Below are 21,731 nucleotides of genomic sequence, written 5' to 3' on the forward strand. Positions count from 1 at the left end.
TATTGATTTAACAAATAAATAATCCCCTGCATTTGTCAGGGGATTATGTTATTACCAATGACTAACTACTTAACCTTACGACTTGCTGACATAACAAAAGATGCCAATGCTAGTAATGCTATGAATAACGTACTAGGCTCTGGTACTGATGTTGCTTCACTTGAAACAGTATTCCCATTACTAAAATTAACAATATAAGATGGTGTAATATTAAAGTCGGTTGCAAAACCATCAAGTCCTGAAATATCAAAAAAACTGGTTCCTACCGTTTCAGCAACTAACTCAAATGTCGCAATATTAAAATCACCTGATACTGGGGCGAACATATCAGAAAACAAAAAACCTAAACCAAAACTTTCGCTGGTGATGCCTAATCCGTCAAATAAACCTAAGCTACTATCAACCAATATTAGTTCGCTTGTTAAATTTGCAATATCGAAAGAAAATATTGAGTTATCAAAATTAAAGTCAAACCAAAACATATCACTTTCGACAAAATTTGAGCCATTTATTTCGACACTTATAGCGCTACCAACAGCAACTGTATCTGAGCTTATGTTTACTGTAATTAAACCCGCATTAGCTTTCATGCTGAACATTAATAAAATGCATATTATAAAATTTTTCATTGTTACTTCCTTAAATTTAGTAGGTTAAACGAATTTGGTTATTGTCAAATTGCTAACAAAGTACAACCAAATTCATTTATTGTTTATTAGCTAGTTTATTCCGCTAAAGTACGGCAACCTTGGGTATCAAAATCTGCCACTATTGTTGCACCTTGAACATCTCCAGTGATCTGAAGGTAACCCCAGTAATCCATAGATGAATCTAATTCGATATATAGACAAGCACTATTGCTTGCATCAACTTTTTTATCGTAAGTACTTGAACCTATCGACGGCCATGTTCCATTGTTGTAATACACTTGAAAATCACCCTCTGCAAAACCAATAGTCAACGCAAGTGTGCTATGTCGATCCATGCCAGGAATTGAGAAATCAAATCGAGTTTTATCACCAACAACACAATTAATTTCACTTGCCTCTAAAGTATTACCCTCAGCAGGTTGTTGATTTGCACAACTATTAACAAGATCGGGGAACGCCACATGAATGGTTTCACCTACCGTTGATGTAAGCCCTTTATTATTGACTAACGTCAGTGACACATCATAGCTACCAACCGTAGAAAATGTATGGCTAGGGTTTTTCTCTGTACTCGTCGTTCCGTCTGCAAAATCCCATAGATAACTATCGATGTAACTATATCTATCACTTGGATCGGCTATTGACTGTTCACTGTTAAAGGTAACTTGCTGATTGACCACAATTGATTCAGGTAGCGTTATTTTTGCTTCTGGCTGTTGAGCTTGGGGAGCAACATTCGCACAGTTGCTATAAGAACAAAGCACTCTAAAAGCTCTGACATCTCTGGTATCAATACGACCATCATTATTTAAGTCAAAGCTACTATCTAAACTATCGCCACGACGTAACGCTAAAATAAAGTGTTGTAAGTCATCTTTATCAACATCACCGTCACCATCCATATCACCTGCAGGCAATATAGTTACTTCAAAACTCGTAGAAGCTTGCGCATCATTATTATCTTTAACGGTTAAAGTAACGGTATATTTTCCATACGAATTATAGCGATGCTGCGGGTTAGCTTCCGTAGAAGTCGCGCCATCACCAAAGTTCCAAGAATAGCTAACAATATTTCCATCTGGGTCACTTGAATTATCACCGATTAAGGTTGTTAAACTTCCAGCATAATGAAGACCAGTACTTTCAATTTGAGCAATTGGTAACTGGTTAGGTAGTGAATTATCCGCATCATATCGAATATCATAATAGGCTTTAAAGGTAACCTGACTATATGCTGCAAATGCTTCTATCATGACGTTATAAACGCCACCCTCTCTAAAATGACAAACTTCAGCAGCGCCCGGCCCTTCCCACGGACGACAATCATAAACGCTTGTTGAAACCGCTTGATTTTGACTTACGTGTAAATCAGGATCGCCGTCATAGCCACCAACAATTTCAATAGCAACTAATGACGCAGCATTAGGTACAAGAAATTGATAGTCTCTTGGTGTATCACCAGCACCTGCCGATAGATCAATTTCTTCGGCTAGATAGACGCGATAACAGTTATCACATAAGGTTTCATCATCTGGATTAAGTAAGGTAATACTGGCATTTGCCGTTGTGATGGCTGAGATCCCTTGATTATCAGTAATGGTTAAGCTAACCGGATATTCACCTATCGTGTTATATACATGAACAGGATTAATTTCAGAACTTGTTTGTCCGTCACCAAAGTTCCAAAGGTACTGTTCAATGCTGCCATCGACATCTATTGAACTATTGCCTTTAAAATGAATTTCATGTTCAACAACTGCATTATAATTTGGTTTTGTAATCGCAATAGGCGGTTGGTTAGTTATATCTCTAGTTTCATAATAGATATGTAATGTACTGTCCCAATACTCTGAGAACGGATCAATCGCCACATTAATTTCACCACCATGGGAAAATTCACAATATTCAGCTAATTTAGCAGCACTAAATGGTACGCAGTCATCAAGCTCTTGGTCCATAACTACCGGCTTATTTACACTGACAAACATATCAGGATCACCACCATATTTTCCGGCAAGAACCGCTACCATTTTTTCTGCATTTGCAGGTATATTAATTTTATATTGCTTAGGCGCTTTTCCCTGAGGCGACCAAATACCTTTTTCAATATAAACATGGTGACGCTTACTACCTGCAGGTAATAATGGATCATCAACCGCTATCGCTTGAAAATTAGCATTGTTGTAATCTGAGAATGCATCAATAGCAATATGATAAGCTTGTTCAGTATCTGGCGACAAAACACCAATAAATTCTGGTGTGCCTGCTGCCTCAAATGAGATGTAATCGGCAATCCAGCTGCCATTTTCGTCTTTTTCAGGCGATTTTCCTAACGACGCATACATATCAGGGTCTTCTTGATAGTTCGATAGATAAAAACCCACAGCTTCAGTATCCGAAGGAATACTGACTTGAAGGGAATTTATATCTCCTTCAATACCCGAAAGGTTTAGATGGCTAGCAATAACCTCACCACTTGGCGCGGTATCAATACCCGAAATACCATCCCAATAATGGTCCGCATTATGGGTGTATTGATCAAGCCCCGTCACCAATAAGTTGCTGTTCGACCACAAAGTACTACGCATTGGTGTATGCAAAGCAGCGGTAATACGTTTGACCTGATCTTGAGTCAACATGGCATAGTTGCTGGTATAATGCATGAAGTTTTCAGTATTGGTTTTTACACCGAGACAATTTAATGAGTTATCATACATATCAGTACTAAGTGACATCTGTGGCGTATCACAACTTCTATCACCAGTGAGGCTACAGAAAGTTTCATTTTCTAATGAACACGTGTCTCCTGCAAAAGTATGAGGAAGGTTTAACCAATGTCCAAACTCATGGGTAAGCACAGAGCGGAAGTTTTCATCTGTATTATCCCCAAGATATAAACCATTATAAACAACACGAGATAAATTATTATCACTCATAGAAGACTCTGGATACCAAGCGACTCCTGAGTTGTTAGTTGACCCATCATCGTATAAATCTTTCATGATATATACGTTCATGTATTTGTAGTTATCCCAAGCATCTCCAGCTATTTCTGCATCGAAACCAGAACCATTACCATAGCCTTTCTGCTCTCGTGAATGACGAACTATACCTGTAGATACTTGCCCTGATGGATCTTTCTTAGCAAGCACAAATTCGATGTTTGGATAATCTCTAATCGCCTCAAACATCGGGTCTATTGGCCCATCTTGCGTGTTAGTTCCTAAAAAATCTTCATTGGTACGCTTAAGCGCATCTATTATTTTTTCATCGGTTAAGCATGCTTGGTTTGGATCGTCACAATTAAATTCTTCCCCATAAATATGAAAAACCACCGGAATGTAGTAACGGCCAGCAATACCATTATCTTCATATTCGTTATTTGCTTGGCTACGAAACTTAGCGCTTTTTTGCTTTTTAGCTAAGGTGACTTTTTTTAATTGTTTCTTTAAAACATTTTGTAACTTAGCCCAATCTTGCCCATTATCATCAATGGCACACACTTGATGCGCCGCTTGTTCTGTTTTACTTAACTCTGACGTTTTAAATGATAACTTGTTTGAATGAGATTTTTTTGAAGCAATAATCTCATTCATCGTTGTTAATTTTTTATTAAATTTTTTGGTTAACTTATTATTGCTTTCAACGTTCGACGCCACCACTTGCAACGAACTAAAGAGTACAAGTAATAAGCTTATTCTTTTTATAATCATAACCTTATACCTTTTTGTTATTTTAACCACTTACCATCAAGAAACCCCTGATTAACATTAAGATAACATCAGGATATAAAGTATACAATTTAAATATGAGTTATTAATACTATTTATAGTAAAAATAGGAATAAAGGTTGAATTAACGGTAAGAAATAAGAATCGGATGAAAATAAAATTGATAAAAGTGTTAAAGCTTGGGTATGAAAAAATACAGGTTGTTAAAAATCAAGATAGGCGCAGAAATTAGTATCCGGATAAAGTTAATATCATATCAACACGGCTTTATTCCACACAGAGTATTATTATTGACTCTATTAATCGTAAATATTAATAGAGTCAGATGGTTATATAGAGTTAATGTAGCATTATAAAATAAATTTCCACCATAAAAAGAATACGCTAAACAGAGTTAATACCGTCAAACAAAAAAGCGTATATACCTTAAACCAACCTTGGGGTTTTTGATCTTCAGAAACATCAGTTCCCATCATGACTTTATAATTTAGCCACGCGTAGATCGGCGCACTTACAAATGAGACCGTAGTTACAAAATCAAGCAGTGCTTTGATATCAGCACTAAAGTCATTAATTATCCACCAACTACCAATCACTAATAATGTTAATGAAACAATATAGGCTTTATTCGCATTAGTGGTAGATTCAGCTTGTTCTTTCTCGTCCAATAATAAAGCAGCACGCTTCCATACTTGGGGAAAGCCATCGGCAACTGCAAATGTAGTTGAAAATAAGGCAATAAAGGTGACTAATGCCATAAGTAGCCAACTCCACTCCCCTAACGCTTTGCTATATATTCCAACTAATTGCCCTGCAAATGCCGCGGCAGAATTAGCAAAGCCCTCACCTTGCCCAAACATTAATAAAGCACCTAGCCAGAGAAAAATAATCGCCAATACAAAACTTGTCGCATAGCCAATATTAAAATCTATTGTGGCATTTTTTGCCGACGCTTTACTTGCATTACTTACGCGAGATGTTGTCCATATAGAGTGCCATACCGAAACCTCGATAGCTGTAGGCATCCAGCCAATCAATGCCACAATAAAAGCAATGCTTGCTGTCGAGGTTAGTGAAATTACAGGGGCTTGCGCTGAAGGGCTAAAACCTAAACGGTTAACTGCGGCAAACCATGCAATAAGGCTTGCAATGACTAAAGTTAACATCATCCACTTAAGTAAGTTACTTAACAGTTTGTAATGACCAATAATTAACACTGCGCTGACAATAACAAGGGTTAACGCCGCCCATTGCGATAATGAAAGCACATCGCCAAATAAATTCATTGCTAAAGCTGCTGTAACAATTGTTACACCCGATTGAACAAAAAACATGGTGATAAATGTTAAAAATAAAAACAAATAAAAAGCCCAATTTCCAACGCTTTTATAACCATCAAGCAAGCTTTTACCCGTAAGCCCAGCATATTTAGGACCAAACAAAAAGAAAGGGTATTTAATAACATGGGCAAGAATAATAAATCCTAGCAGTGCAAAGCCAAAATCAGCTCCCGCACGTGTTGCTTGCACAATATGAGAAACCCCAATACTAGTAGCTGCCCAAACAATGCCAGGACCTAAAAGGGAAATTATTTTAGTTATATTCATAATATTCAATAAGAGAAGTTAAAACACATAGCGTTAATGTACATTAGGTTATTCTAAAAATCCCTTTATAGTTTAGTTGGTTAACATTAACTAAGGTAGGTGCATTACCAATTTTAAAGTAGCAATATAATAGCTCGCTCTTCAAAGAAGGTTACAAGACTATTATATTACTAGCGCTACAAGGTAATTATTTCGCTTGTGCCATATAATCTAAAGTAAGTTGAGTAAGTGTTGCTGTTCCTACTTTAAATGATGATTCATCAGCAAAGAAATAAGGGGAATGATTACTTGCCGCTTTTTTAGGATCCTTACCTTCAGGTGTCCCACCCAAAAATACAAACAAACCAGGCACTTCTAATGCGTAGAAAGAAAAATCTTCAGCACCCGTAATTTTAGGTAAAAATTTAACATTATCTTCACCTGCCACATTTTTGAGCGTTGGTAACATCTGCTCGGTTAATTTTGGATCATTAATAGTGACAGGGTAGCCTTCATAAATATTGACATCGGCTTTAGCACCAGATGATGTAGCAATATGAGTTGCTGTCGTATTAATTTTATCAAAAATTTGCTGACGGTTATCCATATCAAAGTTACGAATGGTACCAATCATTTCAACTTTATCAGGAATGATATTATTTCTAACGCCTCCTGAAATTTTACCGAACGACACTATAGCAGGTTCTTTAGTAATATCTATTTGACGACTAACAATATGGTTAACTCCTGTAACTATTTGAGCTGCCGCCCCGATAGGATCAACGCCTGCCCAAGGTGTAGAGCCATGCGTTTGTTCGCCATGCACGGTTATTTCAAAGCGATCAGCACTGGCCATAAATGGACCACTACGATAACCGATACTACCGGCCGGTAAACTAGAAGTAATATGTAAACCAAAAGCAACTTCAGGTTTATGCTTTTTAAATATTCCTTGCTTCAACATCAATTCAGCACCCCCTTCTTCTCCTTCAGGCGCCCCCTCTTCAGCAGGTTGGAATACAAACATTACTGTACCTTTAAGCTCATCTTTTATACCTGCAAGTACTTCTGCCGCTCCCATTAACATCGCAATATGGGTATCATGACCACAGGCATGCATTATGCCAACATCAACACCACGATAGTTAGTTGTTTTCAACGATTTAAACGGCACATCAGTTTTTTCAGTTACAGGCAGAGCATCCATATCAGCACGTAACATTACCGTTGGTCCCGGCTTACCACCTTTAAGAATGCCAACAACGCCTGTATAAGCAATTCCTGTTTCTACGTCCATGCCTAATGCTTTTAAATGCTCAGCTACTATTTTTGCTGTACGTACTTCTCTATTTCCCAGCTCAGGGTTTTCATGAAAATCACGCCGCCATTCAATAACCTTACTTTCTACTTCCTTGAGTAGTTTTTGTGGTTTAATTTCAGCGTTAACCCCAAAACAAGACATTAATCCAAGTGCGACACAATAAGAAACTGCTAATTTTTTCATGCTAAATCCTCTATTTTATTTTTATTTACAATAACAGACTTTGTATATTCTCCAAATTGTTACCTATACAATCATAAATATTATGGAAAGTAAGTTAAAAAGAACCATTAATAGGATAAATGAACTCATTAACACGACCAGTTGTGATAATCTTTTTATAAGACATTAATACCAATTAATAATAGGCCCCATATGTTGACTACGCTAAATAATATAAAAGATATAGCACTAAATTTATTTCAACAAAAGTCGTTAAAGTTAGTTGCTTTAGGTACTTTGTTGTTCTCATTTTTAATACCGGCTCATGCCAATTCAATTGTTCCTCCTAATGAACAAATGATATTGCGCGATATTCAACAGCAAGTCAGCGCTGAAAGGCTTAAAAAAGATGTTACTACGTTAGTCAGTTTTGGTACTCGCCATACTCTGTCTGAAACGAAATCAGACACCCAAGGAATTGGCGCCGCACGTCGATGGATAAAATCGGAATTTGAAAAAATCTCAGCTCAATGCGGTGGCTGCTTAGAAGTGACTTACCAGAAGCAGACGTTTTCAGGAGAAAAAAGAATTCCCGAACCGACCGAGGTAGTCAATGTAATAGCTATCCAACGCGGTAAGCTTGACCCGAATCGTTATATTGTAATGTCAGGAGATATTGACTCAAGAGTTACCGACCCACTTAACTTTACTAGTGTATCCCCTGGAGCAAATGACAATGCTTCTGGTGTTGCTGGCACTATTGAAGCTGCAAGAGTGCTGTCACAATATGAATTTGCAGGAACTATTGTTTATGCCGCACTGTCTGGTGAGGAACAAGGATTATTTGGCGGTAAAATTATGGCAGGCATAGCAAAAAAGGAAGGTTGGCGTGTTGAAGCCGTAATTAATAATGACATGATCGGTAATATTTCAGGCATCAATGGCGTGATTAACAATACAACAGCAAGAGTTTTCTCTGAAGGTGTTAGGTTTGTTGAAACACCTGAAGAAGCCCGAAAGCGACGCTTTACTGGGGGTGAAGTTGATTCCCCTTCTCGCAATGTTGCGCGCTATATAGATACCATTGCCGACCAATACATACCTAATTTAGATGTTATGATGGTTTACCGTTTAGATAGATTTGGCAGAGGCGGACATCATCGCCCATTTAATGCTGAAGGTTATCCAGCGGTACGTATAATGGAAACCAACGAGCACTATGACCGCCAACATCAAGACCTAAGAACTGAAAATGGCCGTGCCTTTGGTGATGTTATTTCAGGTGTCGACTTTGATTATAATGCTAAGTTAACGTCGTTAAATGTTGTTACTATGGCAGCAATGGCTTGGGCGCCGCCGCCGCCAGCAAATACTGAAATATCGGGAGCAGTTAAAGCATCAACAACTCTAAAATGGCAACGTCCAAAAGGTGATATGGCAGAAAACTTAGCAGGGTATCGTGTTCACTGGCGTTTAACTACCGAGCCAACATGGACAAATAGCCAATACGTAGGTGATGTCACTGAATTTGAATTAAAAAATATAGTTATTGATAACTACTTTTTTGGTGTCAGTAGCGTTGCTAAAGACGGCTTTGAAAGTCCTGTTGTTTTTCCAGGTCCTGCTGGTTCATTTGGTGGCTATAAGTAACGCCCATTAACAATAATAAAAGGAAAAAACATGAAAAAATCAATACTCCCCCTTATTCCGCTTGCACTGCTTTTTGGTTGTAATGAATCAGTTAAGCAAGAAACACAAACAACCGATATGACAGTAGTGGAATCGAAAAAACAAATCAGCGATAGCCTCAAAAAAGCTACGGGTGCAATAAATGAAGCAACTTATACCGCTAACATAAAAACTTTAGCTTCAGATGAATTTGGCGGTCGAGCTCCTGGCACAGAAGGTGAAGAACTTACCGTTAACTATCTAGCTTCAGCTTTTAAAACAATTGGTTTAGCACCAGCCAATGGTGATAGTTATTTTCAATCTGTACCGTTAACGTCAGTAGAAGTAACTAATAAACCTACCTTAACCTTTACAGATAATAACGGAGAAACAACTACATTAAATTACACTAGTGACCAAGTAATGTGGACTCGACAACAAGTTGAAGCGTCCTCTATCACTGATAATGAAATGATATTTGTAGGCTATGGCATTAATGCCCCTGAACGTAACTGGAATGACTATCAAGATATTGATGTAAAAGGTAAAACCGTAGTTATGTTAATTAACGACCCTGGCTATGCTACACAAAATGAAGCATTATTTAACGGCAATGCCATGACTTATTATGGTCGTTGGGATTACAAATTCGACGAAGCATCGAAACAAGGAGCTTCAGGGGCCATCATTATTCACGATACACAACCAGCAGCTTATGGTTGGTCAACGGTAAGCGCTAGTTGGACAGGCCCTCAATTTGATATGGTTCGAGAAGATAAAGGTGAAAATCTAGCTTCTATGGAAGCTTGGATAACGATAGACCAAGCTAAAACCTTATTCGCTAAATCTGGATTAGACCTTGACGAAATGTATAGCAAAGCGCAAACACAAGGTTTTAAAGCCGTTCCATTAAAATCAACCGCAACAGCATCGATAAAAGCAAAAACCAACAATATCAACTCACGTAATGTTGCTGCAATAATTAAAGGCACCGAATCTCCTGAAGATGTATTCATCTACATGGCACATTGGGATCATATTGGTACAGATCCAACGGCGGAAGGCGACCAAATCTATAATGGCGCATTAGATAATGCCACAGGCACTGCTGGTTTAATTGAATTAGCCAAAGCCTACGCTAAATTGGAAGAAAAACCTAAACGCTCTGTAATGTTTTTAGCGGTAACTGCTGAAGAGCAAGGACTTCTAGGTTCAGCCTATTATGCTGCCAATCCATTAATGCCATTAGCGAATACTATTGGTGGTTTAAATATGGACGGTTTAAATAACTATGGCCGTACAAAAGATGTCTTGGTGATTGGCAAAGGCATGAGTGAATTAGAGCCCTATTTAGCCAAACATGCAAAAGCACAAGGTCGTTATTTAGCTGAAGATCCAGCAGCAGAGAAAGGTTATTTTTATCGTTCGGATCATTTTGAATTAGCAAAGTTCGGTGTGCCAATGCTTTACCCTAATGCCGGTTATGATCATATTGAAAAAGGTATGGCTTTAGGACACGAAAAAGCCAAAGAATACATCACGAACCACTACCATGGTCCGAGTGATGAATATAACGACAGTTGGATCATGGATGGTGCGATTGAAGACTTACAGCTATATTTCTTAACTGGCTTAGATATAGTCAACTCTAAAGAGTGGCCAAATTGGTACCAAGGAACAGAGTTTAAAGCAGCAAGAGACGCTTCGAGAAAGTAAGGTTTGTATAGACACTCATAAATTACCATTTGGCGACCCTGTAACACATTTTGTGTAACTGCCAAGTTTAAATAACATCTTTCAAACGGTCTTCGAATTCAATCATAAATCGATTCAAGGCCGTTTTCCAATTTCTTATCGGCATCGTCCATTTTTTCGATGCTTGCTCAATCGCTAAATAGATTACTTTCTTCGCTGAATCATCATGAGGAAATAACTTACGCTTTTTAATCGCTTTACGAATAACACTGTTCAGTGACTCAATGGCGTTAGTGGTATAAATTGCTTTGCGTATATCCTCAGGGTAATTAAATAGCGTACTGACGTTTTGCCAGTTATTACGCCACGAGCGCGATATGTTGGGGTATTTGCTATCCCAGCGCTGTTCAAATTGCTCAAGTGACAACAAAGCGTCATCTTCAGTGACGGATTGGTAAATACGTTTTAAATCGGCTGTGATAGCTTTGTAGTCTTTCCAGGGCACAAACTTCAATGAATTACGCACCATATGGACAATGCAGAGCTGAATTTGCGTATCAGGGTAAACGGTATTAATCGCATCAGGAAATCCTTTTAGCCCATCAACACAAGCGATGAGGATATCTTTGACGCCTCGATTTTGCAGCTCAGTGAGCACATTGAGCCAAAACTTAGCGCCTTCATTTTCTGATATCCACATGCCAAGCAATTCTTTATGGCCTTCAACATTGACGCCAAGCGCAAGGTAAACGGCTTTATTGATAACTTGTTTGTCTTGCCTGATTTTAACCACGATACAATCCAGATAAACGATGGGGTAAACGGCATCGAGTGGTCTCGCTTGCCATTCAACCACTTGTTCAATAACCGCATTGGTCACTCTAGAAATAAGTGTTGGTGAGACATCAGCATCATACATTTCTTTGAACGTTGCGACGATATCTCGCGTTGTCATACCTTTGGAATACAGGTATAAAATCTTGTCATCCATCGAAGTAAAACGGGTTTGGTTTTTCTTAACGAGCTGAGGCTCAAAACTGGAGTCTCTGTCACGAGGTGCGTTTAAATCAACCTCGCCATCTTCTGTACGAATGGTTTTAGGTGAATAACCATTACGGTAATTCTGATGCTCAGATTGTTCATGGCGGGCATAACCAAGGTGTTCGTCTAATTCAGCGTTAAGTGCTGCTTCAACCGTTACCTTAGTTAGCATTTTACGAAAGTCAGTTAAGTCTGCTTCGGTTTTAATCGATTTAGCGGCTTGCTTCGCAAACGCTTCAAGTTCTTTCTTATTCATAGTATGCCTATCCTAAACCCTACATGGGTATTAATGATAGGCAGTTACACAGATTTTGTTACAGGGTCCATTTGGCTAATTATGCCAAATGGTAATTATTACTCCATCTCGTCAGAATTAGCCTGCCGAATTCGTTCAATTCGCGCTTCCTCTTCTAAAAATGCTGCTTTGATTTCTTCAAGAACGGTATCAACATCAGCAGACTCAGTGTTTTCTTTAAAGTAGCCTGTTAATTCTGTATCGGGGGTCAACTCACCTTTTTCATAAAGCGCCCACATTTCATCGGCATAGCGCGTTTTTAATAATTCAGGGGCATATTGACTATAATATGTGGTCATATTCATTACGTCGCGATCTAGCATACTTTTAGCATTATTATTTGCCGCTGCGTCTACCGCTTGTGGTAAATCAATGATCACTGGACCATACTGATCAACTAATACATTAAATTCAGATAAATCACCATGTATAATGCCAGCACACAGCATTCGCATGATATACACCATCATAACATCGTGATCTTCAATTGCTTGTTCCGCCGACATGCTAATGTCATTTAATCGTGGAGACACATCACCATTTTCGTCGGTAATAAGTTCCATCAATAAAACACCATCAAAGCAACCAAAAGGTTCTGGTACTCTTACGCCAGCAACAGCCAGTTTATACAAGGCATCAACTTCAGCATTTTGCCATGCATCTTCTTGTTGAGCACGGCCAAATTTGGAACCTTTTTCCATGGCTCTTGCTCGACGGCTATTACGACTTTTACGTCCTTCTTGATATTGTGCCGCTTTTTTGAAACTACGTTTATTCGCCTCTTTATAAACTTTAGCGCAGCGAATAGTATCACCTGAACGAACAGTATATACCGTAGCCTCTTTGCCACTCATCAATTGCGAGATTACTTCATCGACTAGTCCATCATCAACTAAAGGTTGGATTCTTTTTGGAATTTTCATTGAGTAATCAACAGCGGTTTAAAAAATAATTATTTAACATTACGACCAATTTTTACTTCATGTTTGATGTTTTGACACCATCAAAGAAATTTTGATGAATTTTTCAATTTTCTATAAAAAACAAATACAGTATAAACGATCATAAAATATTTTACTTTCTATAATATGTTAAACCCTGCAACAATATTATAGTGGCACATAGAAACAACCTTAATCGATTATTTTCTTTGCTAATCACTTTTATTTGCCTTACCAAAAGCGCATAATGCATCAGCTTTATCAGTTGTATTAACCCTTTTATAATAACTTTACTATTAGATTACGCTTTCAACTTACTATGAAAATATTTATTTTCTTACTTCTTTTTCCTATTTTTAGTTTTGCTGAAAGCATATCTGTAGCGCTTTATGCTAATCATGATAATCACATCAAGTATTCACGTTCATACAATCTCACTTGGCAACTTTTTCAATTAGCAGCAAAAAACGAAGGTATAACTTTAAAAACTAAACAATATTTATGGCTAAGGGCTTTAAATGCTATTGAGAAGAAACAACTTGATATGCTAATTGCTGGCTACTATACCCATGAACGTGAAAGGTTTAGCGTTTTCAGTCAACCATTATCCTTTGATAATCTTTATTTGTATTCTTTTCAGCCAGAATCATTGCCACTGGAAGAGATTAACAAAGAACATAAAATAATTGGTACTACTACAAAATCAGTTGCTGATGGTTTAGCTAAAAGTATTGGCTTTAATAGTATTTATCAAAAAAGTAGCTCCGAGGAATTATTCGATCTACTCGTTAAACAAAAATTAGACTACGCTATTTTTACTGAATCTCTCGCCAACACATATTGTACAGTGAGAGCAAAAAAAATATTAAACAAAAACTGTATTTTTGCAGTTCAGCCTCCTTTGGTCACTAAAACCATTCATACTATCTATAATCAAACACCTAGAATGATTAGTATTGCGAAACGTATTGATTCAGCTATCGAAAAATTGATTAGTACAGGGAAAGTAAAACAATTATTTTTAGACGTAGGGTACAATGAAAAAGAATACATCAATTGGCTTGAAGAAAGAGATAAATGGATTAATAAAAGTACTTAACGTTTCCCTCGTATTGCTGCGAAGGAAAACTCAAAAGCCCAAGTAATCTCTATAAATCGCCATCAGGAATATAAATAATTTCGCCATTACCCAATTGATAAGCGGAACCAACTTTTTTCCCTTTAACTTGAGAAACGTTATCAGAGCTTTCTGCTTTATAGCGTACAATTTTCCCTTCTTCTTTGGTATGCAACAATATAGCTTAACTGGAGACTTAGTTAGAGGCATTATTACTTTAAACAACGAAATTAAAATAACAAAGAAAATATTATCAACAAAATTTAAACGTAAATATAAAAAAACATCTAAAATGAATTAGCAGCCACAAATAGATTAGGTAGTTTATTCAAAAATAAAAATGCACAGCATATATCAAAATACTTAGTACCAGCAATTACTTTCATTTAACTTAGTTGAATAATGCACCGTTAATCAAAACGTGTACCAAATTATTACTATTTGAAATTGTGTATAAGTCATATCAGGCAAAAAGTGTTGCTAAAACATATTTCTATGTGAATTTTTGAAACTGAAAAGTTGAAATAGGAAACAAACCGTATATCACGCCATGTACTATTCTTTGAATCTAACAATTTGAAGTGTAATAGGTTTTAGTAAGCCGCTTGCAAAAACAAGCGGTTACTAAAATTAGTGAGCTGACACATAAGCCGGGTTCTGTAGCTTTTCAAAAGAAAAGTGACAATCATTCGTCTAGGCCTTAAATCGCTCTAAGGCTCAAGCAACCTACCCGGTTTCCACGCGAGCCACGCGTATACTATTTAAAGTAATGAAACCCTATTTGGTCTTGCTCCGGGTGGAGTTTACCCTGCAACCAGCTGTTACCAGTGGTCCGGTGCGCTCTTACCGCACCCTTTCAGCCTTACCTGTGAAATCTCGAAAGATAACCATCGGCGGTCTTCTCTCTGCTGCACTTGTCGTAGGCTTGCGCCTCCCAGGCGTTACCTGGCACCCTGCTCAATGGAGCCCGGACTTTCCTCCCCTTTACCCGTATATCTAATGCCGAAACAACAAATACAACGATAAAGCAGCGATTGTCTAGTCAACTCGCGGCGGATAATACCTTAAAAACAAGTTAATACCAATGAGTAAATCATCTCAAGATAATTTCCTATAAAAATCAGTAGTGATATATTAGCCCACATTAAAATGGTAGAAATAGCGATAAGAGCTACATAAATGACGATTAAACTTTGGCATTGCCACAACACTCGTTCTTTACGCGTACTTTGGGCATTGGAGGAAATGCAATTACCTTATGAATTACATTGCCTACCTTTTCCACCTCGCGTATTAGCAAAAGAGTACTTAGCATTAAACCCTTTAGGTACAGTGCCTTTGTTAATAGACGACAATACCAATCTAACAGAATCAAGCGCAATGTTATTGTATTTAGTTGAACACTATAACCAAGGTCATTTTGGTGTTGAAAATAGTAATAAAAATTACGGCGATTATTTAAACTGGCTTTTTCAAAGCGATGCTACTTTAACCTTCCCACAAACTTTATTATTACGATATTCACAATTTGAACCCAAAAACCGACAAAATTCACAAATTGTTCAAGACTATAAAATTTGGTTTCTATCACGACTTAAAATGGTTAATCAACGCTTAATTGAGCAAGAGTACTTGGTTAATAATAGGTTCACCATTGCCGACATTGCTGTTGGGTATGCACTTTATTTGGGTGAGTTATTAGGTTTAGCAAGTAACTATCAACCACAAACCTTAACTTATTTGCAGCGTTTAAAGTCACGCTCTGCTTTTCAACGCTGTGTTAAATTAGGGGCTGATATTGCTAATTATTCCATTACGCCATTGGAGAAGTAACCTTTCGTGTTTAGCTTTTAGATTCGAGTCGACACCCTAATCTTTCAGTTCTAAAGCTATTTCATAAAGTGAATTCTTTTTAATGTCATAAATATCGGCAATAATTGCGCAAGCAATTTTAGGTTTCATATGGGTAAGCAATATTTTGAGTGTTTCTATTGCTTTGTTAGGAATAGCATTAGGATCAGCTTTAAAACCTTCAATTATTAATACCATTTCGCCTTTTAGTTGATTGGGATCTTGCTCAAGCCACTTTAAAAAGTCACCCGCAGTATCACTATGAATAGTTTCAAAGGTTTTGGTTAATTCTCGTGCTATTACTATTTTTCTATCACTACCAAAAACTTCAACAATATCGCCTACCGTATCAATTGCTCGGCGTGGTGCGTCATAAAAAACCATGGTACGTGACTCATTAACCAGTTCAGTTAATACTTTTTGTCTAGCACCTTGTTTAGAAGGTAAAAAACCTTCAAAAGAGAACTTATCTGTAGCTAATCCGGCGGCAGACAATGCTGTTATGGCAGCACATGCTCCCGGAATAGGAACAACTTTATGATTAAGTTGTTTTAAATAGCTCACAATATGATAGCCAGGATCACTAATTAATGGAGTGCCTGCATCTGACACTAAAGCAATACTTTTGCCTTCATTAAGCATTTCTTCTATTTGCGTTTGTCGATAAGTTTCATTATGGTCATGTAACGATAACGTTTTATTTTTGATCGAATAAGCAGATAATAATTTTTGGGTGTGTCGAGTGTCTTCACAAGCAATAACATCAACATGCTCTAATATAGTTAATGCTCGTTGACTAATATCAGCAAGATTGCCGATTGGCGTTGCCACTATGTATAATGTGCTTGGTTCGACAAATGTAGTAGTCATATGAATTACTTATATTGAGACTCAAAGAAATGACGTTTATTATATACCACTACTGCTTATATACCACTATTGCAACGCGCAGGATTTAACTTTGAGCTTTTATAAAATAAATTGTAGTTTACCCAGTTTTTTATGCGTCATTTTAACAGGCTGCGTACTTATCAGTTGTTCTTCAAATCAACCGAGTAAAAGAATAAAAGTATCAGAACAAATTACGAATATTCATCAAGTTCAATCATCTATATTAAGTGCCTCACAGTTAATTCAAAATGCACAAGATCTGCCTGTTGAGCAAGCTAGTATTGAATTAATTTCTGCTAGTGAGCAGTTGCTAATTGAGCAGCAATATCATCAAGCTATTTGGTTAGCTCACCAATTATTAACATTTATTGAAGAGCCAGATAAGAAAATACAATTACAATTAATTAAATTGCAAGGGCTAACTTCATTACAACAAGTCGAAACCGCAACTGAAGTATATAATCTAATTGAAGAACTTCAACACAAATACTCTATTGAGCCCTCATTGCGCTACCTAACTTTAAAACAAGAATTACTTATATTACGTGATGATATTATTAGTAGCGTAGACGCGCAATTACACGCATTTGCTAAAAACAATAATGTAACAGATAACGATGTAAATTTTATTTGGCAACGTTTATCTCACCTATCTAATTGGCAAATTGAGCAATTAGCTATGCGTAATCCTCCTTTTTTTAAAGGTTGGCAACAATTAATCAACTTTGCTTTTAAGTTTGGTGATAACAATGACACGTTTCAACGTTATTTGACCCAATGGCAGAGAAGTTACCCAACGCATCCTGGCAATATAATTGTTCAGCAATTACAAACTACTTTAATTAATTCACAAATTAATAAACTTGAAAATATAGCAATTATATTACCATTGACAGGTAAGCAGGAACTCGCTGGCAAGGTCGCTCAGCAAGGAATATTAGCGGCATTTAATAATGATAGTGAGAAAACACTACATTTTATTGATGCAGAGCAACTCGATATGGCGCAATTACCCCAACAGTTAACAGAACTTAATGTTGATTATGTTATTGGACCATTATTGAGAGAAAACGTTGATGCTTATTTAGCGTTAGAAGAATTAACTATACCAACTTTACTACTGAATATTCCAAGTGAGTTAACATTAAAAGCGCATCAAGTCGCCTTTTCAATGCGTCCCGAAGATGAAGCTATTCAAGCGGCTACAACATTAAGTAATAAACAGTTTAAGCACCCATTAGTATTAAGCCATCGAGATAATGTTAGCCAACGCATTACTCAAACCTTTTTAAATACATGGCAAAAAATCACATCAACGACACCTGATGTCGTATACTTTGATCGTGATAAAAACATGCAAAAGGTATTAAAAACCAGCTTAGGTATTGATAATAGTGAAACGCGTATCAATAGAATTAAATCTCGCATTAAACAAAAATTAGGTAGCGAACCAAGAAATCGTCGTGATATAGATATGATTTATGTCGTTGGCTCAGTATCTGAGACTCGGTTACTTAAGCCATTTATTGACGTCAATATTAGCCCCTTTGCTAAACGTATTCCTGTATATGCTAGCTCTCGCAGCCATAGTGCTCAATCTGATGCCAGTGACTCAAGAGATTTAGCGGGGTTAATATTCACTGAAATGCCTTGGCTTTTATCTAGCTCACAGCAAAACACTTCATTACACCAACTTAGCCACAAACTTTGGCCAAACCGAAGTGATGGCCTGGAGAGAATCTTTGCAATGGGTTACGACAGCTTAAGCCTTATAGATAAGATATTTGCTATGCAACAGCACCCATATGTTCGCCATTTTGGGCAAACAGGTATATTGCAATTAAATACTAACAATATTCTCAGCCGAAGTTTACTTTGGGGAAAATATCAAAACGATAAGGCAGAAGAAATTGCGATGGATCGCTAATAAAGATAAAAATTATTCTAATACACACGGACAACTTGCGGAACAAATTGCTAAAGAACATATCCAAGAGGAAGGTTTAATTTTTATTGAGCAGAACTTTCATAGTCGTTGGGGCGAAATAGACCTAATAATGAAAGACAATGAGGTATTCGTTTTTATTGAAGTAAAATACCGAAAAAATACGGTATTTGGCGGCGCTATTTCTGCCATATCAACTAAGAAGCAACAAAAAATTATCAAAACTGCGGCTATTTATCTCCAACAACATGGATTAAATGAATATAATACCGCTTACCGTTTCGATGTGGTTGCTATTGAAGGCAATATTAACAGTATTGCAAAACCACAAATTAACTGGCTTAAAAATGCCTTTAACTGAGAGTGATACTAATGTTAGATCGAATCAAAAGTAACTTTACAGAAAGTATTCAAACCAAAATTGCTGCCAGTGAGGTCCTTGCCGCACCACTAGAGCAAGCCGGTATGATCATGGTACAAAGTTTACTTAATGGTCATAAAATTCTTGCTTGTGGTAATGGTGGTTCTGCTGCTGATGCTCAACATTTTTCTGCTGAATTACTTAATCGATATGAGACTGAACGCCCTAGCTTACCCGCCATTGCCTTAACCACTGACAGCTCGACCCTCACCTCTATCGCTAATGACTATCATTGGGATGAAGTATTCTCTAAACAAGTACGAGCATTAGGCAACCAAGGCGATGTTTTATTAGCTATTTCAACAAGTGGTAACTCTAGTAATGTTATTAAAGCCATTGAGGCAGCACTAGCTCGAGACATGCCTATTGTTGCGTTAACCGGTAAAGACGGTGGAGACATTGCCGGTTTACTTGGAGAGAATGATGTTGAGATCCGTGTACCTTCAGGTCGTACCGCACGTATTCAAGAAGTTCATTTGGTCGCAATTCATTGTTTATGCGATATGATAGATACTACCTTATTCCCACAAGAAGAAAGCTAATATGAAACTATCTAAGAGTATTGTAGTACTAGCTACGGCGGCAATATTACAAGGCTGTATGGCTGCTGCTGTTGTCGGTGTAGTTGGTGGAGCAGCTATTGCTACAGATAATAGAACAATTGGTACACAGATTAATGATCAACAATTAGAGTTAGAAGCCCATAGTGCTTTAAGAAAAGTTGAAGGTTTATCTGATAATACAAATTTACAGGTCGTGAGTCTTAATGGCAGTGTTTTAGTTGTTGGCCAAGCCACTAATGCTTATTTAAAAGAATTAGCGATTAAAACTATTGAAAAAATCAACGGTGTTCAACAAATACATAATCAAATTCGTATTAGTAATTTAACGGCCATTACAACGCGTAGTAACGATGTGTGGATTACATCAAAAGTTAAAACAGCTATTTTCAAAAGTAACTCTCTTGATGCATCAAACGTTAAAGTCATCACTGAAAATGGGGAAGTTTTTCTCATGGGCCTAGTGAAAAAACAAGACGGTGATAAGGCTGTAGAAATAGCTCGTAATGTTGGCGGCGTTAACCGCGTATTTAAAATGTTTGAATATATCAGTGAATAAGTTCTTACTGTACTCGTCTTAAAGTTCACTAAAATTAGCGGCTTAAATATAAAAATCCACCAAAAAGGTGGATTTTTATATTAAGTAATACGCTATAGTTCAGCTATTTAATCACTTTTAAACTCGGGCGTGACTTTTCACTTTTAGACTTAGTTTCAGCTTTACTTTTTTCACTTGTTGAGCAGTCAACACTCTTTAATTCACTGGCTATCGTTTTTGACGACGCCTGCTCTTCAACTTCAGGGTGTTCAATTGGTAATTGAGTACCAGCACCGTTTTCTTTCGCATAAATTGCTGCTACAGCACCATAAGGAATAACTAAATGTTCAAGTTTTCCTGCAAACCGTGCACTGAATTCAATTTGATCACCCAGCATTGAAATTGCACCAACAGCTGAAGATGAGATATTTAAAGTTATTTGACCATCATTTACGAAAGCCATCGGCACTATCACGCCATAAACTGAAACATCAGCAACAATGTAAGGTGTTAATTCATTATCTGAGATCCAATCGTAAAAAGCCCTAACAATATAAGGCTTAGTCGATGTCATTTTATCTGTCATTAACCTTCATGACCAAAACGTAGTTCACGCTCAGCTTCTGTTAATGAAGCTTGAAATGATTCACGTTCAAACAATTTAAGCATGTATGACTTCATTTCTTTAGAACCCTGTCCATCCAACTCAATTCCCATTGCAGGTAAACGCCATAATAAAGGAGCTAAATAACAATCCACTAAACTAAATTCTTCACTCATAAAATAAGGCGCTTCATTAAGAATAGGCGCTACGCTCAATAAGCTTTCTTTTAATTCCAAGCGAGCTTTTTCAGCTTCATCTGCAGGTCCATCTAAAATAATTTTAGCTAGACTATACCAGTCATTTTCAATGCGGTGCATCATTAATCGACTACGACCACGTGATACCGGATAAACAGGCATCAATGGTGGGTGAGGAAAGCGCTCATCTAAATATTCAATAATAATTGAAGCTTCATATAATGCTAATTCTCGGTCAATTAAAGTAGGAACTGTACCGTACGGGTTTAGATCTAAAAGATCTTCAGGCAAATTAGCCAAATCCACTAAATGTATGTCTACACCAACGCCTTTTTCCGCCAACACAATACGTGTTTGATGGCTATACATATTATCTGCATGTGAATATAACGTCATCACAGAGCGTTTGTTTGCAGCAACGGCCATTTCGCCTCCAATAATTCAAATAATGTAAAACTAATAAAGGGGGCTATATGCCCCCAAAGAAAGATGTTATCTCCACTTATATAAAAGTGGA

18 protein-coding genes and 1 other RNA gene are annotated in these 21,731 nt (G+C 37.2%); 8 read left to right on the forward strand and 11 right to left on the reverse strand.

Going from position 1 to position 21,731, the window contains the following annotated elements:
* Positions 1 to 65 precede the first annotated feature (65 nt).
* From IE155_RS03860 to IE155_RS03875, 4 genes are all read right to left on the reverse strand, one after another.
* On the reverse strand, positions 66 to 629 hold the full coding sequence (locus IE155_RS03860; RefSeq protein ID WP_189376784.1) for a PEP-CTERM sorting domain-containing protein: 564 nt from the start codon (positions 627 to 629) through the stop codon (positions 66 to 68).
* Between the two features lie 95 nt (positions 630 to 724).
* On the reverse strand, positions 725 to 4,363 hold the full coding sequence (locus IE155_RS03865) for a PKD domain-containing protein (protein ID WP_189376785.1): 3,639 nt from the start codon (positions 4,361 to 4,363) through the stop codon (positions 725 to 727).
* A gap of 368 nt (positions 4,364 to 4,731) precedes the next feature.
* Positions 4,732 to 5,988 carry an NRAMP family divalent metal transporter gene (locus IE155_RS03870; protein WP_189376786.1) on the reverse strand — a complete coding sequence of 419 codons (1,257 nt, stop codon included), beginning with the start codon at positions 5,986 to 5,988 and terminating at the stop codon, positions 4,732 to 4,734.
* Between the two features lie 187 nt (positions 5,989 to 6,175).
* Positions 6,176 to 7,471 (reverse strand): amidohydrolase, encoded by a 1,296-nt coding sequence (locus IE155_RS03875; RefSeq protein ID WP_189376787.1) that lies wholly within the window; start codon positions 7,469 to 7,471, stop codon positions 6,176 to 6,178.
* Between the two features lie 192 nt (positions 7,472 to 7,663).
* Here IE155_RS03875 and IE155_RS03880 point away from each other — a divergent pair, with 192 nt between their 5' ends.
* Both IE155_RS03880 and IE155_RS03885 read left to right on the forward strand, forming a co-directional pair.
* On the forward strand, positions 7,664 to 9,100 hold the full coding sequence (locus tag IE155_RS03880) for a M28 family metallopeptidase (protein ID WP_229817008.1): 1,437 nt from the start codon (positions 7,664 to 7,666) through the stop codon (positions 9,098 to 9,100).
* A 30-nt stretch (positions 9,101 to 9,130) separates the two neighbouring features.
* A complete protein-coding gene (locus tag IE155_RS03885) occupies positions 9,131 to 10,834 on the forward strand; it encodes a M28 family metallopeptidase (protein ID WP_229817010.1) in 1,704 nt (567 codons plus the stop codon).
* Positions 10,835 to 10,901: 67 nt separating this feature from the next.
* On the opposite strand, the gene IE155_RS03890 is transcribed toward IE155_RS03885, so the two are convergent.
* Together IE155_RS03890 and IE155_RS03895 are read right to left on the reverse strand one after the other, a co-directional pair.
* Positions 10,902 to 12,110: an IS256 family transposase gene (locus IE155_RS03890; protein ID WP_189376788.1), complete on the reverse strand. Its 1,209-nt coding sequence runs from the start codon at positions 12,108 to 12,110 to the stop codon at positions 10,902 to 10,904.
* A gap of 98 nt (positions 12,111 to 12,208) precedes the next feature.
* A complete protein-coding gene (locus IE155_RS03895) occupies positions 12,209 to 13,072 on the reverse strand; it encodes a PA4780 family RIO1-like protein kinase (protein ID WP_189376789.1) in 864 nt (287 codons plus the stop codon).
* Between the two features lie 337 nt (positions 13,073 to 13,409).
* Here IE155_RS03895 and IE155_RS03900 point away from each other — a divergent pair, with 337 nt between their 5' ends.
* A complete protein-coding gene (locus IE155_RS03900; protein ID WP_189376790.1) occupies positions 13,410 to 14,189 on the forward strand; it encodes a transporter substrate-binding domain-containing protein in 780 nt (259 codons plus the stop codon).
* Between the two features lie 49 nt (positions 14,190 to 14,238).
* Here the strand turns inward: IE155_RS03900 and IE155_RS03905 are convergent, their stop codons facing one another.
* Together IE155_RS03905 and rnpB are read right to left on the reverse strand one after the other, a co-directional pair.
* Positions 14,239 to 14,382, reverse strand: coding sequence for a DUF2149 domain-containing protein (locus IE155_RS03905; RefSeq protein ID WP_189376791.1), 144 nt, complete (start codon positions 14,380 to 14,382; stop codon positions 14,239 to 14,241).
* Positions 14,383 to 14,837: 455 nt separating this feature from the next.
* Positions 14,838 to 15,257, reverse strand: an RNA gene (rnpB, locus tag IE155_RS03910) — RNase P RNA component class A.
* A 129-nt stretch (positions 15,258 to 15,386) separates the two neighbouring features.
* Between rnpB and IE155_RS03915 the strand changes: the two genes are divergently transcribed.
* Positions 15,387 to 16,040 carry a glutathione S-transferase family protein gene (locus IE155_RS03915; protein WP_189376792.1) on the forward strand — a complete coding sequence of 218 codons (654 nt, stop codon included), beginning with the start codon at positions 15,387 to 15,389 and terminating at the stop codon, positions 16,038 to 16,040.
* Positions 16,041 to 16,076: 36 nt separating this feature from the next.
* Here IE155_RS03915 and rsmI read toward each other — a convergent pair whose 3' ends face one another.
* Positions 16,077 to 16,928, reverse strand: a complete 852-nt coding sequence (rsmI, locus tag IE155_RS03920) for a 16S rRNA (cytidine(1402)-2'-O)-methyltransferase (protein WP_189376793.1) — start codon at positions 16,926 to 16,928, stop codon at positions 16,077 to 16,079.
* A 91-nt stretch (positions 16,929 to 17,019) separates the two neighbouring features.
* Here rsmI and IE155_RS03925 point away from each other — a divergent pair, with 91 nt between their 5' ends.
* Genes IE155_RS03925 through dolP form a run of 4 tightly spaced genes read left to right on the forward strand, consistent with a single transcriptional unit; the run spans position 17,020 to position 20,434 of the window.
* A complete protein-coding gene (locus IE155_RS03925) occupies positions 17,020 to 18,876 on the forward strand; it encodes a penicillin-binding protein activator (protein WP_189376794.1) in 1,857 nt (618 codons plus the stop codon).
* Positions 18,860 to 19,255, forward strand: coding sequence for a YraN family protein (locus IE155_RS03930; RefSeq protein ID WP_229817011.1), 396 nt, complete (start codon positions 18,860 to 18,862; stop codon positions 19,253 to 19,255). The genes IE155_RS03925 and IE155_RS03930 overlap by 17 nt, the downstream gene beginning before the upstream one ends.
* 11 nt (positions 19,256 to 19,266) lie before the next feature.
* Positions 19,267 to 19,857 carry a phosphoheptose isomerase gene (locus tag IE155_RS03935; RefSeq protein ID WP_189376795.1) on the forward strand — a complete coding sequence of 197 codons (591 nt, stop codon included), beginning with the start codon at positions 19,267 to 19,269 and terminating at the stop codon, positions 19,855 to 19,857.
* 1 nt (position 19,858) lies between these two features.
* Complete coding sequence (gene dolP / locus IE155_RS03940) at positions 19,859 to 20,434, forward strand: division/outer membrane stress-associated lipid-binding lipoprotein (protein WP_189376796.1); 576 nt, start codon at positions 19,859 to 19,861, stop codon at positions 20,432 to 20,434.
* A 103-nt stretch (positions 20,435 to 20,537) separates the two neighbouring features.
* On the opposite strand, the gene IE155_RS03945 is transcribed toward dolP, so the two are convergent.
* Together IE155_RS03945 and sspA are read right to left on the reverse strand one after the other, a co-directional pair.
* The gene (locus IE155_RS03945; RefSeq protein ID WP_189376797.1) at positions 20,538 to 20,999 is read right to left on the reverse strand and encodes a ClpXP protease specificity-enhancing factor; all 462 of its coding nucleotides are present in this window, start codon (positions 20,997 to 20,999) and stop codon (positions 20,538 to 20,540) included.
* On the reverse strand, positions 20,999 to 21,640 hold the full coding sequence (sspA, locus tag IE155_RS03950; RefSeq protein WP_189376798.1) for a stringent starvation protein SspA: 642 nt from the start codon (positions 21,638 to 21,640) through the stop codon (positions 20,999 to 21,001). The genes IE155_RS03945 and sspA overlap by 1 nt, the downstream gene beginning before the upstream one ends.
* Positions 21,641 to 21,731: the final 91 nt, after the last annotated feature.

The sequence above is a fragment of the Thalassotalea profundi genome (assembly GCF_014653195.1).
GTDB classification, from domain to species: Bacteria; Pseudomonadota; Gammaproteobacteria; order Enterobacterales; family Alteromonadaceae; genus Thalassotalea_B; species Thalassotalea_B profundi.